Raw genomic sequence first — 19,526 nt, 5'->3', positions numbered from 1 at the left:
TAAAACTACACACCTATTATTATCATATTCTGATTATTTTATTAAAGGCCTTTAAGCAAATGCTTAAAGGCCTCAATAAATTAAATTCTTTCCACAAATAGATTTAGCTTTTCACCATTTATATTTGCTTCAGCATATTCCTTTGGAGCATCAAAAATCATTTCTTCTGTAAGAGTATCCTTCTTTATGGTATCCTGGAATTTCTTTATTACCTCTATAAGCATCTCATTACCTGCTGCATATAGTTTAATCTTATCGGAAACCTCGAAGCCATTTTCTTTTCTCATATTCTGAATCTTAGAGATTATTTCTCTTACATGGCCTTCCTCACGAAGCTCTGGAGTTACTGTGGTATCTAATACAACACCTATTTCTCCTTCTCCAGAGAAAGCATAGCCTTCTAACCCCTGCATGGTTACCAATAGGTTTTCATTGTTTAAGGTTATAGAAGTACCATTAACCTCTATAATCTCTTCTCCGCCTCTTTGTATCTTCTGAGCCAGCTCCATCTGATTTCTCTTTGCTATCTCCCCTCTTATTCCTGGTATCAGCTTTCCATAAGCCCTTCCTAGTACTGGAAGGTTAGGCTTGATTTCAAAGTTAACGTATTTTGAAAGGTCTGCTCCAAACTGAACTGCTTTTATATTAAGCTCATCCTTTATTATATCTCCATAATACTCTGGCAAGGATTTTGTGCTTATAAGCATTTCTGATAGCGGCTGTCTGTTCTTTATATTTGCACCATTTCTCGCGCTTCTTCCAAGCTTTACAATCTTATAAGCCATTTCCATTTCAGCTTCAAGAGCAGGATTTACCAAGGAGCTGTTGTAATTTGGCCATGGACAAAGGTGAATGCTTTCCTGTGCCTCAGAATCAAGAGAAACCACAAGATTTTGATACATTTCCTCTGTGATAAATGGTACAAAAGGTGCTGCTACCTTAATTAAAGTAGTAAGGACTGTATATAGTGTTACATAAGCACCAATCTTATCCTCAGTTAAGCTATCGCTCCAGTATCTAGCTCTATTTCTTCTAACATACCAGTTAGAAAGCTCATCGGTGAACTCCTCGATGGATAGAGCTGCCTGAGTTATTCTGTAGCCTTCTAAGTCCTCATCCACAGACTTAACAAGGGTATTTAATCTTGATATTATCCACTTATCCATTACATTATCAGAAACAAATTCCCTATAGTCTAATGGATTGAATTTATCTAAATCAGCATAAAGTACATAGAAGGAATATACATTCCATAAAGTGCTTAAGAACTTTCTTCCTGCTTCTGCCACATCATCCTCAGAAAATCTAGTAGGAAGCCATGGCGCACTAGCTGTGTAGAAATGCCATCTGGTAGCATCTGCTCCCTGATGCTCTAATACATCAAAAGGATCTACTACATTACCCTTATGCTTTGACATCTTAAGACCGCTCTTATCCAGAACATGACCTAAAACTATACAATTTTCAAAAGGTGGCTTATCAAATACTGCAGTGGAAATAGCAAGGAGTGTATAGAACCATCCTCTAGTCTGATCTACTGCCTCTGATATAAATTGCGCCGGGAAGTTTTCCTCGAAAATCTCTTTATTTTCGAAGGGATAATGCCACTGAGCAAAAGGCATTGAGCCTGAATCAAACCAGCAGTCTATAACCTCACCAGTTCTCTCCATTTCCTTTCCACACTCTGGACAATTAAGCTTAACCTCATCTATATAAGGCTTATGAAGCTCTATTCCTTCTGGTACATTAATACCTTTCTTCTCAAGCTCTTCTCTGCTGCCTATGCACTCTCTGTGACCACAGCTGCACTCCCATATAGGAAGTGGAGTTCCCCAATATCTATCTCTGGATATACCCCAGTCGATAACATTTTCTAAGAACTTACCAAAACGGCCTGTTCTTACATTATCAGGATACCAATTTATCTTATTATTATTTTCTAATAGCTTATCTCTTAAGGAGGACATCCTTACAAACCAGCTATCCTTTGGATAGTAAAGAAGTGGAGTATCACATCTCCAGCAGTGTGGATAGCTGTGAGTAAACTTCTCTGTTTTATAAAGGGTATTATGCTCCTTCATATATTCTAATATCTTTGGATCTGCTTTCTTAACAAACATTCCTTTAAAGGGCTCTACTTCTTCTACAAACTTACCTTCTAAATCTACTAAATTTATAAGAGGAAGATCGTATTTCTTACCGATAAGGTTATCGTCCTCACCATAGGCTGGAGCAATGTGAACTATTCCAGTACCATCACTTAAGGTTACAAAATCACCGTGAACTACATAAAAAGCCTTTTTCTCTGGAGTATGGAATGGGAACAGCTGCTCATATTCCACTCCTAAAAGCTCTTCTCCCTTGAACTCTTTAACAAGCTCATATTCACCAGTAAGAAGTCCTAAAAGAGCCTTAGCAAGAATGTAATGCTCTCCTTCCTGCACTACCTCTACATAGTCATAGCTCTTATTAACAGCTAAGGCTACGTTACTTGGCAGAGTCCAAGGAGTTGTTGTCCAAGCAAGTATATATTTATTATCTTCACCCTTAACCTTAAACTTCACTATTGCTGTAGCTTCTTTAACGTCCTTATAGCCTTGTGCTACCTCGTGAGAGGATAAAGCAGTTCCACATCTAGGACAGTAAGGTACTATCTTATGACCCTTATATAATAATTCCTTGTTCCACATCTGTTTTAATGCCCACCAAACAGACTCTATATAGTTATCCTCATAGGTAACATATGGATTATCCATGTCTATCCAATAAGCAGTCTTCTCAGACATGTCTCTCCACATGTTAACATAGGAGAAAACACTGTGCTTACATTCTTTAACGAACTTCTCTACACCATACTGTTCAATCTGAGGCTTTCCTGATATTCCAAGCTTCTTTTCAATTTCTAGCTCTACAGGTAGTCCGTGAGTATCCCAGCCTGCCTTTCTTAGAACTCTATAGCCCTTCATTACCTTATAGCGTGGAACTATGTCCTTCATAACTCTAGTAAGCACATGACCTACATGTGGCTTACCATTAGCTGTAGGAGGACCATCATAGAAAGTAAAGTTTTTCTTGCCTTCATTAAGACTAAAATTTTTCTCGATTATGTCTTTATCCTTCCAAAGCTTAGCTATATCCTTTTCCATAGCTACAAAGCCTCGGGAGCTATCGATTTTTTTGTACATTTTAAGGCTCCTTTCTCTTATCAAATTCTGTTTATTATTTACGCTAAATACCATTTTTATATAATAAAAAAACCCCATCCAAAAGGACGAAGCTATAATTCGTTATACCACCTATGGCTGCCTCAAGTAAAAAAACAAAATAAAAATAAATCTCCTTGAAGCATAATTCAAGCACTAACATGCTCTATCCCTTAACGCAGGCTTGCGGGTAAGCTTACTAAATTTTCAGCAACCAACTCCCAGGTGATTTTCATAAGACCTAGCTGCAACTCTCCCACCATTAAGTCGCTCTCTTAAAGCATCAGACTCACTACTTTTCCTAATCATAGTTTTTAGCATCTAAATTATAATACTCCTCTTGTAAAAAGTCAAACAAATTATCTAATAATATACTATCACCAACAAGTCACTTTTCTATCATTTACTACCATTGCTTTTTGATACAAGCTATGTTTTAATAATCTTGTGCAAGAAAGAATTATTTTCTTTCCTAATATACTAACTTATACGCAGCAATAGGAGGACAATCTACATGGAAAAAATATGCTTATGCAAAAACGTAAATAAAGAAACAATATTAACTGCAGTTTCAAATGGTACTGACTCTTACGAAAAAATGCAAAGAGAAACTGGTGCAGGAACTGGAGCTTGCAAGGGTGCAAGATGCAAGTGCAAGATCAACGAGATCATAAATGAAAATAAATAGTATTCTTCCTTAAGAATGTAGACATGCCAGGCTATTATTAACATAGCCTGGCATTTTAAATATAACAGAATAACTACTCTCTCTCTTACTTATATAAGAAGTCTTATCTAAACCTTTCATATAAAGCTTTATTATCAAGAGTAAAAAAGCTAATCTTATATTTCCCCTCTTCATTCTTTTCTAGCTGTATTATCCCTTCTAATTCTAAAGTCTCCTTCTCTCCTCCAGATATTATATCTAAATCAACCCTATAGTCATAAATTGTAGCCTCACCAGAACCCTTTGTTTCCGATAGATGAATAACCTTAGCTTCAGAGGTAAAATTATTATCATAAGCTAGAGAGTCAAGCTCATAGGCATAACCATCACTAAATAAATCTTCTAAGGCTTTTTCAGTCATATAAGGATCATAAAGGTTATTATACTCCTCAAAGGGCTCTGGTCCTATTGATAATAAATTTCCACCCTCTTTTGCATGCTCTTTTATATATTCATCAATAGCTTCCGTAAGTTTTTCATATCTATCATGACTATCTACTTCATATATTTTTCTTAAAAATTCACTAGCTAATTTTTCTGGATTATTTGAATTCCTTCCTCCAGTAAAGGTACAGCCTACAGCTACTACGATAATTAACATAATACTTAAAAAGGTGGACATTAACATTTTAGGCCTCTTTGCAATCATGGTAATCCTCTCCTTTAAACTCCTTTTATCAGTATTCATGGTAGTAGCTATGGATAACATGCTCTTCACTGGTTTTTCCATAGGAATTAGACTGATCAAGGTTCTTCCATAAGCAAATCTTTCCCCTTCTCCAATCCTTTTAATAGCAGCCTCATCGCAGGCCAGCTCACAATCCTGACGGGATATATAAGCAGCTAGCCATACCAAGGGATTAAACCAATAAACAGCTAAAAGAATATTTCTAACTAAAGCCCAAAAATGATCAAAATTATAATAATGTGAAAGCTCATGGGCAATTACATGACTCATTTCCTCAGGACTCTCCACAAGGCTAGGAATAATATAAATTCCCGTTCCCTTAAAGCCCCAGAATAAGCAGGGAGAGCTTATAGCATCAGAAGTATATATAGGTAGCCTGCTACTATGAACCTCTACTTCTTTTCGGCTCTTAATTAGCTTTCTCGCAAAAAATACATTAGAAGCAACCATGTATAAAGCAATTGTAATTATCCCTAAATACCAAATATATTTAATAATTATTGAATAAGAAAGCTCATCACTATCATAAGTCAATTCCTCAATATAACTTCCCTCAGTTATATCAGCTTCACTCTCTGTAGTTTGTGGCTCTTTAGTTGAAGCCTCTTTGTTATAGTCAGTAGCTATAATAACCTCCTCAGGCAGGCTAACATAATTCATTATGCTCACAGGACTATCAATAAACGAAAAAGGCAATATTAACCTGATTACCACCAGAAGCCACAGAGCATACTGAAGCTTAAGTGTAAGCCTTCCTTTAAAAGCTCTTCTTATAAATAAAACGATTATAATCAACAGAGAGGATGTTATTATTACCTCACCCATTATTTTTCCTCCTCAGCCTTTCTCAATATTTCATATAGCTCCTCTATTTCTCCTTTGGATAAAGCCTTTTTATCCACCATGGTGTTCATCATCAGTCCTATATTTCCTCTAAAAACCCTTTGAAGAAAGCTTTCTGCTTCCTGAAGCTGTGCTTCCTCCTCTTGAATTTTCGGATAATAAAGCTTTGCTCTCTTCCCCTCCTGATAACTCACCGCCTGCTTATCCACCATTCTATTCAGAAAGCTTATCACCGTATGCTTAGTCCATCCAGTCTCCTCCCTAAGCTCTGCTGTAAGCTCAGTAATAGTCTTAGGAGAACTCTCCCACAGCCTCACCATTATCCTCCACTCAGCATCAGAAAGTTTAATCATAAAATCCCTCCCTCAAAGGTAATCATCTGTCTACCTAAATAATACCAAAATCCTTCCAACAGCACAAGATAATTTTCAGAATTTTTTAACTTATTTTCAGCTAGAATTACCATATCCTTATAGAGCACATCCAAAAATAGGATTTTAATTTTATATTAAACCTCTATGAAGCTTATTGAATAGAGGCGGCAGTTATGGTTTAATATAACTACAGCATACAGGTGCTTAAGCTCCTAAGCTGTAGAAACGGAGGAGGATTTTATGGAAAACAACATTAATGAATTGTATGATGAAGCATATGATAAGTCCAACAAAGAGCTTCTTGACAAAGAAAAGAAAGACATGGAAAAGAAGCAGCCTTCAGATGTAAAAGAAAAAAATCAAACCTCTGAAGAGTCAGAAGAAGATAAAAAAAAAGACTCTGGGAACTAGTACTTGATAAACAAACTAAGGTATGCTTATGCAAGGCTATTCCTAGAAGTAAAATTAAGGATGCAATCTCACGAGGCGCCAACACCGTAGAAAAGGTTCAAGCCATGACTGGAGCCGGGTCCGGCGGCTGCTGCGGCCGAAGATGCACCCCCAAAATTCAGGACCTTATAGATAAGCAACTTAATAATCTATAAAAAAAGGGTAAAGAAAGATCCCATCTTTCTCTACCCTTTTACTTATTTGCTCTAATCTTTTGCCTTCTATCTTTTGCTCTTGCTTCTGTCTTTTGCTTTTATCTCTTGTCTTTTGCTCTTGTCTTTTGCTTTTATCTTTTACCTATTAGCTCCCAGCCTAATACTCTCACTATTAGCGCAGCTAATAATTTACCTCTTCTCTCTGTTTCTATCTTTTTCTCTTCAACTCTTAGCCCTTAGCTCTTACTTCTTACCTCCTCTTCTGCTCTTATATCTTATCTATTCTCTATTCTCTATTCTCTCTTCTCTGCTCTTTGCTCTTTATTCTCTTCTCCCTTCTCTATTCTCTATTCTCTATTCTCTATTTTTTAACCGCTGTAAACTTAACACCATTAGCTACCGCATATCTCTCCGCTTCCGTTCCCTTATATCCCTTAATCTCAAAACCATTAACCTTCTCATATCCAGAAGCTTCCTTATCAGCTACAGTAGTTGTTCCTTTATTGAGCTCATTAACAGCACCAGCATTAGATTTCTTGTCTTCTCCCTTTAGAACTTCAGTAAGGGGCTTTCTCTCCTTGCTATTTTCTAAAGCCTTTTCTCCTATACTGCTGTAATCCACCTGATCTACCTCTGCTACCTCTTCAGAAGCTTGTCCATCTTCTAGTGTAGCAGCTTCACTAACAGGTGCTAGATAATATCCGTCCTTATTCCATGCATAGTCTAAAGCAGCTACTGCAGCAATTTCACTGCTTAAGCTATATCTTGAGGAGGTGCCTGTACCGTGTGCATAGTCTATATAAGGATTGAATAGCTCTACCATGGTTTCAAAGCCTGTAGTGTCCCATACCATGAAGGTATTTCCATTCTCACCCTGTACATAGTCTATAACATAAGGTGCTGAATAGTATATAGCTTCATAGGTTTCATAAGGCATAATGCCATTGGTATACAGCTGTCCTGCATAACTTATTATATCGTAGATGTCTAAGCCTATTGTAGCTGGATTTCCATTTTTATCAGCAAGCACTGTATATAGGTTCACTCCTTGTACTGCCCTATTATCAGATGCAGCTAGAATAATAGCCTGCTCTTCACCATTTTCATAATAATCCATACCCTTAAGGACTGGGGCTGTCTTATCCACATAAAAATCATAGGTTAAAGCATTTACTACATCCCCTTCACCAGCCTTACCACTCAAAGTCATCTTATAGCTTCCTTCTGGAAGGGTTGTCCCATTAAAATCACCCATTAAATACTCATAGTCGAAGAGGGATGTTATATATCCTCCGGTAATATAGTAGTAGGATTTAGTTTCTTCTCCTCCATAGTAATAATTATGGCTTTCTACCACATTACCCTGGCCATCGCTGATAGTATATTTAAGCTCTCTTCCATTTCTTAATAGACCAGTTTCGGAAGATAACCAAGTATCACTATTAATACCATATCTATTTCTTACATAATCACTGCTGTAGGCTATATTTTCTTTATCAAATTCACCAGTGAAGTAGTTGCTTCCAAGTGTTTCTGCGTAAGTAGGACTGTTATTATAGCTAAACATCCCCTTAACATCAGATGTATAATAATAGGAAGGCTCATCATCATAGATAGTTCTATCAAATAATTCAAGGCTATCCCAGTCACCATAGTAGCCTAAGAATGGCAGTGCTAAATCTTCTCCCATACCTTCTTCAAGCTCAACAAAGCCTTCCACAAAGAATCCATTCTTAAAGTACTCTAAGAATTCATTCTTAGTATTCTCTGTTAGCTCAACCTTTACCTTTACTTCAATCTTTTCCTTTGGCATTACTATTATTTTTTCTTCTGTCTCCCTATCACCCTTATAACCTATAGAATATTCTTCTATGGTAGTAACAGTTTTAGGAACTGTTAAATTCTTAATACCTGTATTCAGGAAGGCGTAAGCTTTAATAGTTTTTAAGGTATCAGGCAGAGTAACCTCTGTAATATCAGTTCTCCCAGCAAAGGCTCCTTCTCCTATGGAGGTTACCTTATAGCCTTCTACAGTCTTTGGTATATTTACCTTTCCACCCTTACCGCTATAGCCAATAATTTCAGCTTCCTTAGTTTTATTATTAAGAATATACTGGAACTTATCTTTTGAAGAACCTTTTGATTTCGACCATTCAATTTCTACAGCTACTTCTTCCTCTCCAGCTTCTGTTGAGAAGGTATAGCTTTGAAGATAGTTATATACATTTCCTTTATAATCCAAAGGATAATCCGTCTGCGCTTGTACCTTTGGTGTGTAAACCTTCATTTCCTTAGAAAAATTCTCTATTATGAAGGAGAACTCATAGCTTCCGGTTGTATTATCACCAAGCTCTGCCTTAGGTCTTTCCTTATTGCCTACATATAGATAAGCATCAGCATTAATAGCATTATCTAAATCTATCATTCCAGCTCCCTGCTTACGAGGAGAATAATTATCTACGTTACCATCACCATAGTTCCATTCTACTACTGGAGATGAGGTACTCATAAGAAGGTTATTTATAAATTTCATCTTTTCAACACTCTTAAGCCTTGGGAATTCTTCATTCACATACTGCTTAAGCACTGCAGCTGCTCCAGCCATCTGAGGGGCTGCCATGGAAGTACCACTATTAGAGCTATAGCCTCCACCAATAACTGCTGAATACACCTGTCCACCGGGAGCTGTTATTTCAGGCTTAATAGAAAGATCTGGTGCAGTTCCCCAGGAGGAAAAGCCACTCATCTTACCAGCCTCAGGATTAACAAACTCACCTGGCTTCTCACCTATTAGAATAGTTTTATTAGCAGCAGCTAACAAAGTATTTCCTTCCTCTAAGGTTATAGATACGGCAGGTACATAATAATTATCCACACTCATGGATATAGCTCCAGCAGCATTATTAAAGATAATAACAGCTGCCGCTCCTCCATCATAGGCATTTTTAACCTTTTCCGAAAAGCTTATGGAGCCTCTTTCAATTAATGCAACCCTTCCTGTTAATTGTACAGAAGCAATCTCTTCCGGTGTTCCTAGTCCTGCATAAACAAATTCGTAAGAATTTCCCGCAAGGGATGTTAGCTTTTTCTCCTGTGGAGCATTATCTGTATAGCCATAATCCTTACCTTCAACGGTAAAATAGGTAGAAGTGATTACTAGATTTTCTATGCTAGCTACAGATAAAGAGCTTCCATAGGTTGAAGGTGAGCCTACCACTCCATAATCAGTGGTAGCTGCATGAGGCAATCCAGCCTCAGTAATACTATAACCTTGATGATATGAATTCCCAGCAGAGACCATGAGATTAACTCCAGCCTTTGCTATACGCTCATATAATTCTCTAGTAGCTTCCACAGAGCTTTCTGTAAAGCCTGAAGCAGAGCCTAGGCTCATATTTATTACATCAGCTCCTAGAATAACTGCGTCTTCAAGAGCTGCTGTAATATCCGCATCATAGGCACCTCCATCATTATCAGCAAATACCTTCATAGCCATTAGCTGTGCGTCTGGTGCTATTCCTTTGAAATCATTTCCGTTGTTTCCCACTGCCGTTCCCGATACGTGAGTTCCATGATCCTCTACAGGATATACATCTGGGTCTTTATCTGCATAATCATAAGAAAAAATAACCTTAGAGCTCTTAACTACTCCATCAGTTCCGCTATTAAGCGATTCCTTATTTTTGTCTATAAGATGCTTCATCCTATCTGTTGAATACTTTACTTTTGTTGGGGCCTTTGAAAAAGCTTCATGATTATAATCCAGACCTGTATCTAAAACAGCTACCACCGTACCCTTTCCCGTATAGCCTGTTTCATTTACTAAATCTGCACCAATCATTTCCCTGCTCGTAGCCATGTTGGTTTCGCTGCTCTTCTCAGTAATAGGCACATCGTATTTCCCCGATACATAAGCTCTCTTTACATCCTCCAGCTTCTCAATGGTAGGTATATCCTTATACTGCACCTTAACAGTAAAACCATTCATAAGAGCAGTATAGCTGTAGCTATCCTCAAAGGAAGCCTTCTTAACAGACTTAGAAAGCTTGTCCTTAACTTTCTTTTGTTTTTCCTTCATTTTACTCCTGACCTGCTTTCCCTCTTCAGTCGCTGCATAGTCAGAAATATCTTCTCCAGACTTGTCTAGTAACGTTTCTCCCTGAAGCTCAACAACCACCAAAACCTCTTCCTCTGGAGCATAGGTATCTTCTACTATAGAGCTTTTAAGCTTCTCTAGGGCCTTTTCCTGAGCTGTAACCTGAAGCTTTGTGAGTCCCTCTGCCTTTTTTAAACCATTAGCTCCTTCAGGAACTCCCAAGGCTTCATAAGGCTGGATAATAATACCAGATATAAAAACAAGAATAGTCAGCCACGTGTAAAACCTTTTTTTCACTACAATACCTCCTTTTAGTAACTATTGAAACTTTTTACTGTTTACTTAATTTAAAACTAATTTTTTCAGAATGTCTATACTATTTTTTGAATATTCACAAGTTTTGTAAAATTGTAATATAAAATTATCATTTTTTTAGAAGATGTTATGAAAAAATACTAATAACAAAAAAAATAAGCAAATTCCTTAGGTAATTACTCAAGAAACTTGCTTATTATTATATTTTTGTTAACTTTTAACTTCCTCAAAGAAAGGTCTGAGACTATCTGCAAAGGACCAGCATAATGGGCTTTTAGGAAAACCTCTTAAAAGCTTATCCCCTACAGTATACACCTTATCAATCTTTCCAATATCATATCTCATAAAGGAGACTATCTCATCGGCACCCTTCATGTGATATTTTTTTAGTGAGGAGATGCAGGAGCCCCAGGCCAAAATTATCTTCTCTGATTCCGTTATAAGCTCTTTAATCAGCTGGTAATTATCAAAACTTTTATCCTTATAAATGAGAGTCTGGTCTATACCTAATATATAATCAGGTCCCTTTTCATAAAGCTTATCCATTACATACTTTATTTTGGAGCTGCATACAGGAAATAGGCTGGTAATATATATTTCTCCTATCTCCATAAGCTCTCTGCTTTCTTTTATATATCTTAAAATTCTATGGAGCTTCCTATCACAATAGAGCTCATCGGCTGTCCCCATGCTGTCCATAATTATTAGGAGCTTCTCACTTCCCCTATTCTTGAGCTCCAGCCTTAAAAGATATTTTCTTTCTCGTTCCTCATCAGCGATAACAGCTATAGTATGCTTTTCAACAAATCGTGGATATCTGTAATGCACCATATTTTTGACTCCCTAGCTTTGATTATAAAGACTTATTAATACATATTTATCCCAGGGAGCTTATATTACAATTAATTTTTAGAAGCTGCTATTTTTTCAGCTAATTCATTTAGATATTCCCATCTTCCATACTTTATTTCAAGTAAAGCTTCCTTCTCTTCCTTCTCAGTAAGAAGCTCCTGAAGCCTTTCAAAGTTAGTGGAATTCTTCTCTACAGCTTCCTCAAGGTTAGATATCTCCTCTTCTAAAGCAGCAATAACCCCATCAATCTCTTCGAATTCCTTCTGTTCCTTATAGGTAAACTTTAAGGGCTTATCTTTTTTCTTTTCTTCCGAAGGCTGACTCTTCTTTTTACTATCTTCCTGTCTTTCCTGAAGCTTTCTCTCCTGCTCCTCTATAAGCTTCTCCTGATAGAAATCCTCATAGCTTCCATAGAAGACATTAACCCTACCCTGACCTTCAAAGGAGAAAATCTTATTGCATATTCTATCCATAAAGTATCTATCGTGGGATACAACCATAACTGCACCCTTGAAGCCATCTAAGTAATCCTCAAGTATCTTAAGGGTCTCTATATCCAGATCATTGGAGGGCTCATCTAAAAGAAGCACATTAGGAGCCTTCATCAATATCCTAAGGAGATAAAGCCTTCTTTTCTCTCCTCCCGATAGCTTTCCTATAGGAGTCCACTGCATGGTAGAGTCAAATAAAAATCTTTCGCATAAGGAGGAGGCAGATATTTTCTCGCTATCGGAAACCTGTATGTATTCTGCCTCTTCTCTAACGTATTCAATGACCCTCATCTCCTCATCCATATGAGAGGTTTCTTGAGAAAAATATGCTAGCTTAACAGTCTCTCCTATATCTATATGGCCAGCATCAGCCTTTAGCTCACCTGCAACCAGCTTCATAAAGGTAGATTTACCTACTCCATTAGGTCCTACGATAGCAATCCTATCGTCCCTTAATAGGGTATAGGTGAAATTATCTAAAAGCTTCTTTCCTCCCATTTCCTTTGAAAGACCTTCTATTTCAACCACCTTTCTTCCCAGACGGGAGCTTAAGGAGCTCATTTCTACATCCTGGGGCTTCTCTATTACTTCTTTCCCAGATAGCTCATCAAAGCGCTGAAGCCTTGCTTTCTGCTTTGTAGTCCTTGCTTTAGCTCCTCTTCTCACCCAGGCTAGCTCTTTTCTCAAAAGGTTCTGCCTCTTATCCTCCATGGCTGCTTCCAGCTGTTCTCTTTCTATCTTTTTTTCTAGGAATACTGTGTAGTTGCCTTCATAGCTATAAAGACCACCACTGTAGAGCTCAACAATTCTATTTGCTATTCTATCTAAAAAATATCTATCATGGGTCACCATGAGCAGTGCTCCCTTGCGACTGTTTAAATAGCTCTCCAGCCACTCAATAGTATCATTGTCCATGTGGTTTGTAGGCTCATCCAGTATAAGAAGCTCGCAGGGAGTTATTAGAGCAGAGGCCAAGGCTACTCTCTTTCTCTGTCCTCCAGAGAGAGTGCCCATTTTCGCCTTAAACTCCGTTATCCCAAGCTTTGTAAGAAGGCTTTTACCTTCACTTTCCAGATCCCAAAGGCCTTGATTATCTATCTGTCCCTGTAGTCTTAATAGTCTTTTATTAAGAGCCTCCTGCTCTTCTATAGCTACCTCTTCTAAGGCTTCTAAAACCTCCTCATATTCTCTTATAAGAGTTAGCTCTGGAGAGCTTCCCTTAAAGAGCTGCTGAAGAACCGTGGCCGTCTCCTCATAGGGAGGATCCTGAGATAGATACTCTACCCTGGCATTGTTTGTCTTTATCATGGTACCGCTGTCACTGGTCTCTAGACCTGCAATTATTTTTAGTAGGGTAGACTTTCCCGTTCCGTTTACTCCTATAACTCCAATTTTATCCCCTTCATTTATGCCTAAAGATATATTATCTATTAAAGTCTTTTCACTGTAGCTTTTGCTTATATTTTCAAGAGAAATTATATTCATATAAATTCCTTCCTTTGTAAATGTGTTTTTTACTACTAACATATTAGCATAAAAGTTATCAAAGGTCATTGTCCTAAGCTACTTACTTCTAAAATTAAATAAATTTTGCAATAAATGTTTTAAGAATAAAAAACATCTTTGTGATTAAACTATAGGTAAGTAATGACCACAGGTTTTTAAGAGAGGAGAAGTTACTATGCCCTGGACAAAATTAAAGGAAATGGAGCTCTATGACAAGCTAGAGAACCATCTTAAAGCTGTTCCAGAAAAGGACAGCGCTATAGTAGAGGATATAATAACCGATACAGATAAGCTTCAAGCTGTTAAAGAAGCCCTCCACGAAGGCTTAGACAGCAGACTAATATCAGAAAAGCTTCACGTTTCTGTAGATCAGGTTGATATAATTAAGGATATGTTAGGCAAGCTCTAAATAATAAAGCGGGCAGAACTCTAAAACTGAGTTCTGCCCGCTTATTTAAAGATTAAAAATATCCTTTAATTCAGAGTAATTCTCATGGGTCAATAGGGCATCCATTTCTGTATCCTTAAACTTTACCACATAGGTCCATCGACCATAGGGATAAATCTTGTTAATTTTAGATACATTGATTATATAGGATTTATGGCTTCTCATAAACTTAGTCATGTCTAGCTTCTCTTGAATATCCCCTAAAGAGTCAGAGGTGGATATTCTTTCATTAGAGGTATATATTACTGTAGACTTCTCTTCCCTCTGAATAAGGATAATTTCAGAGGGATCTATCAAGGTTATACCCTCTTTATTTTTTATGGCCAGCTTATCTAAAGCAATGGAAGCCTTAGATTTTTCTATTACCTTAACCTCTCTCTTTTCCTCGGTGATATCCTTGATGCGGTTTAGAGTATTTAGAATTCTTTCTATCTTAAAGGGTTTAATGATATAGTCAAAGGCATAAAGCTCAAAGGCACGAGGCATGTATTCATTATGCCCCGTAGCAAAAATTACCATCGTTTTAGGGTTTATCGAAAGCATCTCCTCGGCACATTCAACTCCAGAGCTTCCCTGAAGCTCAATATCCAAGAAAACCACCTGCGGTCTTTGAGCATAGAAGAGCTTCAAGGCTTCTTCTGTACTCGCAGCTCCTCCAATAACCTCAAAACCCTTAAGCTTCTCAACAGTCTTTTCTATAACAAGCCTCATTCCAGGCTCATCATCTACAATAAGCACCTTTAAAGGCATCAAGGCTTTCTCCTTAGATAGTTTCTCCTGGATTTCTCCCTTTTAGCAACAGGCTTATTTAAAACTTCACTGAGTACAAACGCTCTTTGAAGCCTGCTGCTAGTTAAATCCTCTAAAAGCCCATCAATATAACCCTTTTCCTGTGTTTCATTATCCCTTGCACTTTTATCGTAATTTCTCATGGAATATCAGCTCCTATATGGAATCCTTTGGCTTATTATCCTTCTCATTTTGAATCATTTGCTTTGGCTTGCCTGAATTTGATATCGATTGTCTCATATCTGTATCAGCCATAACATTTCTCATATCATAATAATCCATAACTCCAAGCTTTCCTTCTCTTAAGGCATGAGCCATAGCCTTTGGCACCTCTGCCTCTGCTGCTACAACCTCTGCTCTCATTTCCTGTTCTTTAGCTACAGCCATGGCTCTTCTTTCCTCAGCCTTAGCCTGAGCTATCTTCTTGTCAGCTTCAGCCTGCTGAGTTTGAAGCTGGGCACCTATATTTCTTCCTACATCTACGTCAGCTATATCTATGGAGAGAATCTCAAAGGCTGAACCTGCGTCTAAGCCCTTAGCAAGTACTGTCTGTGATATCTTATCAGGATTTTCCAAGACTTCTTTATGTGCAGCAGCGCTACCAACAGTTGTTACAATACCTTCACCTACTCTTGCAAGTATAGTGGTTTCACCAGCACCACCTACAAGTCTTTCAAGGTTTGCTCTAACAGTTACCCTAGCTTTAACTAAAAGCTCTATGCCATCCTTTGCTACCGCTGATACATTAGGAGTCTCAATAACCTTAGGATTAACGCTCATTTTAACTGCTTCTAATACATCTCTACCAGCAAGGTCAATAGCTGCAGCCTTTTCGAAATGAAGATCGATAGAAGCTCTCTGTGCTGCAATAAGTGCATCCGTAACCTTATCAACATTACCACCAGCAAGATAGTGGGCTTCCAGCTGATTGGCATTCACATCCATACCTGCCTTATTTGCCTTGATTAAAGGAAGAATAATTCTAGAAGGTACAACTCTACGAAGTCTCATACCTATAAGATTGAATATACTAACCTTTACTCCTGCTGCTAGAGCTGAAATCCAAAGACCCAAGGGAACAAAGCTCATAAACATAGAAAAAACAAAGATAACTACAACAGCAACAATAATAATACTAACTAAACCTTCCATGCCATTCATAACAATTTAACCCCTTTCATATTAACCTAATTATTATTCCTTATTTTTTGAACAATAATCTTACTACCATTTACTTTAAATATCTTAATAGGAGAACCTGCTAAGATATATTCTCCATCGGAGGTCACATCAAGCTTTAAGCCGTCAATATCAGCCCTTCCTGCGGGTCTTAAATCCGTAAGAGCAGTTCCTTCTTTATCTATAAAATATTCTAGATCAGCTGAGCTTATGAAGCCCTTTTCTTTAGTTTGCTCATCATTTAGTACTAGGGTCTTTTTCATTTTCCCCTTAGAAAGAGACATTAATACCACTGCAAAGAGTATACTTAAAATCACCAGGACTATCAGCATATATATAATACCTTCAACGATATTATCTGCAGCAAATATCACCGCAAGAATGAGACATATGGCACCAGTTATACCTGCAACCCCGAAGCCTGGTATGAACATTTCAATGGTTACTAGAACTAAGCCTGCAATAAAGAGCACCATGGCAATGGTACTTACTCCAGTAAAAAAAGCTATCCAATCCACTATTTCCACCTCCTATATTCACTTACTATAATACAAGTATAGCTTGATCAATAGATAGATATAATAGATATTCTCCCATTTATACATTTAAGAAGCTGAAATGTCATTTTTACTGAGTATTCCTGGGAAGAAATACATTAAACTCCGTGTGCCCCGCATCAGAAATTACCTTCAGCTTACCCTTATAATTATCTAGCAGCTCCTTTACAATGTAAAGTCCCATACCTTCTCCCTTATTCCCTTTAGTGGTAAAGCCTTCTTTAAATATATCATCAATTATTTCCCCGGGAATTTTCGGTCCATTATTAACTATTGAAAAACCAAAGCCTGCCATGTCCTCATTAATTTCTAGATAGAGCTTTTTATCTGCTTTAATTTCCTCTAGGGCATAGATAGAATTATCCAGTATATTTCCGAGGATTCTGCAAAGCTCCCAGGAGGTAATAGGCAGCTCCTTAAGCTCCGAGGTTATGGAAAGCTCCATATCTATGTGCTTCTCCTCAGCGATAGCCAGCTTAGCCTGAAGAAGTGCATTAACTGCAGGCTCTGAGGTCTTCAATGCCTTATTAACCTTAATGATATCCTTGTACACAGGCTCCATGTATTTTAAGGCCTCCTCAGGCTCCTTAAGCTCTAAAAGCCCATAAACCACCTGAATATGATTTAAATAATCGTGTCTCTGTGCTCTTATGGTTTTGTTGAGCTCCCGAAGCTGATTAATGGTATCTACCATCCCCTGCTTCTCTCCACGGTTATACATAATAAAATATAGGCTTGCTATAGAGCAAGCGCTGTTAATAGCCAGGCTTAGAGCTAAAATATACAGCAGTACACTGAAGCTTTTTAAATTCTCAGGGGAACCACTGTTAATGATTAATAAAAGGATAAGGGCAATCTGAAGTACATTTACTCCCAATGAGCCAATGATTATTTTTCTTCCTATGTCTATGTCAACCTTCTTCATATAATCTCCTCTTTAATAATAAAAATAGTTCTAAATAGTCTACTTCTTATCAGGGCAAAATAAAATCTCATAATAAAATTATAACATAGTAGTATGGCAATTAAGCAGATAATTCCATTAAGCTCCAATATATTTATATAAATAGACAAAGCAGAGCAATTACAAATTTCTTTGTTTGCTCTGCTTTCTTATTCTTTAAGCACTATGCCAGTAAAGCCCTATCATCATCAAAGACCCTTCCGCTGGTTCTTTCAAAGTTATGGAGAAGCTCCTCCACCGTAAGCTTTCTCTTCTGTTCTCCTTTTATATCTAGAATTATCTTACCCTCATCCATCATGATAAGCCTGTTACCATAGGCAATGGCATCATGCATATTATGAGTTATCATAAGAGTAGTAAGCTTATTTTCCTCCACTATCTTCTGAGATATTTCTAGAACCTTGGAGGCTGTTTTAGGATCTAAGGCAGCGGTATGCTCATCCAGAAGGAGAAGCTTCGGTTTTTTTAAGGTCGCCATCAATAGGGTTAGTGCCTGTCTCTGCCCACCGGACAGGAGGCCTACCTTTGTGGTTAATCTATCCTCTAGGCCTAAGTCCAAGGACTTTAAAAGATTCTTATAAAGCTCCCTTTCCTTCTTAGATATCCCCCAGCGAAGGGTACGGGCCCCCCCTCTTCTATAAGCCAGAGCAAGATTTTCTTCAATCCACATATCCGCTGCACTGCCCAGCATGGGGTCCTGAAAGACCCTTCCTAGAAGCTTTGCCCTCTTATATTCAGGAAGTCCTGTTACCTCCTGCTCTCCAATAGTTATTTTTCCACTGTCTACATAAAAGGTACCTGCTACAGCATTAAGAAGGGTGGATTTTCCTGCTCCATTGCCTCCGATAACCGTTACGAAGTCTCCTGCTGACAGAGTAAGATTTACTCCCTGAAGAGCTATCCTTTCATTTATTGTACCACCATTAAAGGTCTTGCAAATATCTGTTAGCTTAAGCATTACTCCTTCCCTCCCTTCTTATATTTAATGCTAGCCTTCCTTTATAATTACTCTTGATATAAGGTATAGACAAAAATACTGCTACGGTCACTGCTGAGAAGAGCTTCAGATCTTGTGTCGAAAGCCCCAGCCAAAGAACAACTGCTATTACAATATAATAGATAATTGACCCTATAGCCGCAGAGGTTAGCTTTACAGCAAAGCTTCTCCTTGCACCTATGATGACCTCTCCGATTATTATGGAAGCTAGACCAATAACAATTGCACCACGCCCCATATTGATATCAGCATTGCCCTGATATTGTGCATATAAGCCACCAGAAAGTCCTACTAAACCATTGGAAAGGGTTAATCCTAAAACCTTAATTACATTAGTGTTTATTCCCTGAGCTCTAGACATATTGGGATTGTTTCCTGTAGCTCTTAAGGCAGAACCAAGCTCAGTTCCAAAGAACCAGTACATCAATGCTACTAGAGCAGCTACAAAAATAACACCTATGATTATAGATTTGTTATTATATCTTATACTCACCAGAAGATCATATTCTGTTACACTGACGGTTATATTTGCCTTTCCCATTATTCTCATGTTAATGGAGTATAAGGCAAGCTGTGTTAATATTCCAGATAAAATAGCTGGTATACCAAGAGCTGTATGGAGAATTCCTGTTATAGCTCCTGCTGCCATTCCAGCTAAGGCAGCAAATATAATAGCTATCCATGGGCTCACACCATTTATTATACATATAGCCGCTACTGCACCTCCGGTACATAGGCTTCCATCCACCGTAAGGTCTGCATAATCTAGCAGCTTGTAGCTAATATATAATCCTAAGGCCATTATTCCCCAGATAAGACCCTGAGCTATGGAACCGGGTAATGAGTTTAATAGTGCAGTTACGTTCATATTAATTCCTCCAAATTTAGTTCT

At 37.8% G+C, this 19,526-nt stretch carries 16 protein-coding genes, 1 pseudogene and 1 other annotated feature; of the genes and pseudogenes, 4 read left to right on the top strand and 13 right to left on the bottom strand.

Annotated elements, in window-relative coordinates; all coding sequences use genetic code 11:
* Positions 1-80: 80 nt before the first annotated feature.
* On the bottom strand, positions 81-3,185 hold the full coding sequence (gene ileS / locus ACPWSR_RS10025; RefSeq protein ID WP_426348099.1) for an isoleucine--tRNA ligase: 3,105 nt from the start codon (positions 3,183-3,185) through the stop codon (positions 81-83).
* 79 nt (positions 3,186-3,264) lie between these two features.
* Positions 3,265-3,521 (bottom strand) — a binding site (T-box leader).
* 196 nt (positions 3,522-3,717) lie between these two features.
* On the opposite strand from ileS, the gene ACPWSR_RS10020 reads away from it, so the two are divergent.
* Positions 3,718-3,891: a (2Fe-2S)-binding protein gene (locus ACPWSR_RS10020; RefSeq protein ID WP_426348098.1), complete on the top strand. Its 174-nt coding sequence runs from the start codon at positions 3,718-3,720 to the stop codon at positions 3,889-3,891.
* Between the two features lie 103 nt (positions 3,892-3,994).
* Here ACPWSR_RS10020 and ACPWSR_RS10015 read toward each other — a convergent pair whose 3' ends face one another.
* Positions 3,995-5,443 (bottom strand): M56 family metallopeptidase, encoded by a 1,449-nt coding sequence (locus ACPWSR_RS10015; protein ID WP_426348097.1) that lies wholly within the window; start codon positions 5,441-5,443, stop codon positions 3,995-3,997.
* Positions 5,443-5,814, bottom strand: coding sequence for a BlaI/MecI/CopY family transcriptional regulator (locus tag ACPWSR_RS10010; protein WP_426348096.1), 372 nt, complete (start codon positions 5,812-5,814; stop codon positions 5,443-5,445). The genes ACPWSR_RS10015 and ACPWSR_RS10010 overlap by 1 nt, the downstream gene beginning before the upstream one ends.
* Before the next feature lie 261 nt (positions 5,815-6,075).
* Here ACPWSR_RS10010 and ACPWSR_RS10005 point away from each other — a divergent pair, with 261 nt between their 5' ends.
* Together ACPWSR_RS10005 and ACPWSR_RS10000 are read left to right on the top strand one after the other, a co-directional pair.
* On the top strand, positions 6,076-6,246 hold the full coding sequence (locus ACPWSR_RS10005) for a hypothetical protein (RefSeq protein ID WP_426348095.1): 171 nt from the start codon (positions 6,076-6,078) through the stop codon (positions 6,244-6,246).
* A 32-nt stretch (positions 6,247-6,278) separates the two neighbouring features.
* Positions 6,279-6,440: pseudogene (locus tag ACPWSR_RS10000) on the top strand ((2Fe-2S)-binding protein); the annotation flags it as partial.
* Between the two features lie 361 nt (positions 6,441-6,801).
* Here ACPWSR_RS10000 and ACPWSR_RS09995 read toward each other — a convergent pair.
* The 3 genes from ACPWSR_RS09995 to abc-f form a co-directional block, all read right to left on the bottom strand.
* Positions 6,802-10,833, bottom strand: a complete 4,032-nt coding sequence (locus tag ACPWSR_RS09995) for a S8 family serine peptidase (RefSeq protein WP_426348094.1) — start codon at positions 10,831-10,833, stop codon at positions 6,802-6,804.
* Between the two features lie 228 nt (positions 10,834-11,061).
* On the bottom strand, positions 11,062-11,682 hold the full coding sequence (locus tag ACPWSR_RS09990; protein WP_426348093.1) for a DUF1643 domain-containing protein: 621 nt from the start codon (positions 11,680-11,682) through the stop codon (positions 11,062-11,064).
* Between the two features lie 71 nt (positions 11,683-11,753).
* Complete coding sequence (gene abc-f, locus ACPWSR_RS09985; protein WP_426348092.1) at positions 11,754-13,679, bottom strand: ribosomal protection-like ABC-F family protein; 1,926 nt, start codon at positions 13,677-13,679, stop codon at positions 11,754-11,756.
* 196 nt (positions 13,680-13,875) lie between these two features.
* On the opposite strand from abc-f, the gene ACPWSR_RS09980 reads away from it, so the two are divergent.
* On the top strand, positions 13,876-14,109 hold the full coding sequence (locus ACPWSR_RS09980; RefSeq protein WP_426348091.1) for a hypothetical protein: 234 nt from the start codon (positions 13,876-13,878) through the stop codon (positions 14,107-14,109).
* A 45-nt stretch (positions 14,110-14,154) separates the two neighbouring features.
* On the opposite strand, the gene ACPWSR_RS09975 is transcribed toward ACPWSR_RS09980, so the two are convergent.
* The 7 genes from ACPWSR_RS09975 to ACPWSR_RS09945 all read right to left on the bottom strand — a co-directional run bounded on the left by ACPWSR_RS09975 (position 14,155) and on the right by ACPWSR_RS09945 (position 19,502).
* Positions 14,155-14,898, bottom strand: coding sequence for a LytR/AlgR family response regulator transcription factor (locus ACPWSR_RS09975; RefSeq protein ID WP_426351374.1), 744 nt, complete (start codon positions 14,896-14,898; stop codon positions 14,155-14,157).
* On the bottom strand, positions 14,898-15,080 hold the full coding sequence (locus tag ACPWSR_RS09970) for a hypothetical protein (RefSeq protein WP_426348090.1): 183 nt from the start codon (positions 15,078-15,080) through the stop codon (positions 14,898-14,900). Before ACPWSR_RS09970 ends, ACPWSR_RS09975 begins: the two co-directional genes overlap by 1 nt.
* Positions 15,081-15,093: 13 nt before the next feature.
* Positions 15,094-16,098, bottom strand: a complete 1,005-nt coding sequence (floA, locus tag ACPWSR_RS09965) for a flotillin-like protein FloA (RefSeq protein WP_426348089.1) — start codon at positions 16,096-16,098, stop codon at positions 15,094-15,096.
* A 26-nt stretch (positions 16,099-16,124) separates the two neighbouring features.
* Positions 16,125-16,634, bottom strand: a complete 510-nt coding sequence (locus ACPWSR_RS09960) for an NfeD family protein (protein ID WP_426348088.1) — start codon at positions 16,632-16,634, stop codon at positions 16,125-16,127.
* Between the two features lie 109 nt (positions 16,635-16,743).
* On the bottom strand, positions 16,744-17,598 hold the full coding sequence (locus ACPWSR_RS09955; RefSeq protein ID WP_426348087.1) for a sensor histidine kinase: 855 nt from the start codon (positions 17,596-17,598) through the stop codon (positions 16,744-16,746).
* Between the two features lie 202 nt (positions 17,599-17,800).
* Complete coding sequence (locus ACPWSR_RS09950; RefSeq protein ID WP_426348086.1) at positions 17,801-18,595, bottom strand: ABC transporter ATP-binding protein; 795 nt, start codon at positions 18,593-18,595, stop codon at positions 17,801-17,803.
* The gene (locus tag ACPWSR_RS09945; protein ID WP_426348085.1) at positions 18,588-19,502 is read right to left on the bottom strand and encodes an ABC transporter permease; all 915 of its coding nucleotides are present in this window, start codon (positions 19,500-19,502) and stop codon (positions 18,588-18,590) included. Before ACPWSR_RS09945 ends, ACPWSR_RS09950 begins: the two co-directional genes overlap by 8 nt.
* Between the last annotated feature and the right edge of the window lie 24 nt (positions 19,503-19,526).

The sequence above is a fragment of the Alloiococcus sp. CFN-8 genome (assembly GCF_049943125.1).
GTDB lineage: Bacteria > Bacillota > Clostridia > Clostridiales > Clostridiaceae > JAEXZL01.
This window is presented reverse-complemented; position numbering and strand designations above follow the sequence as displayed.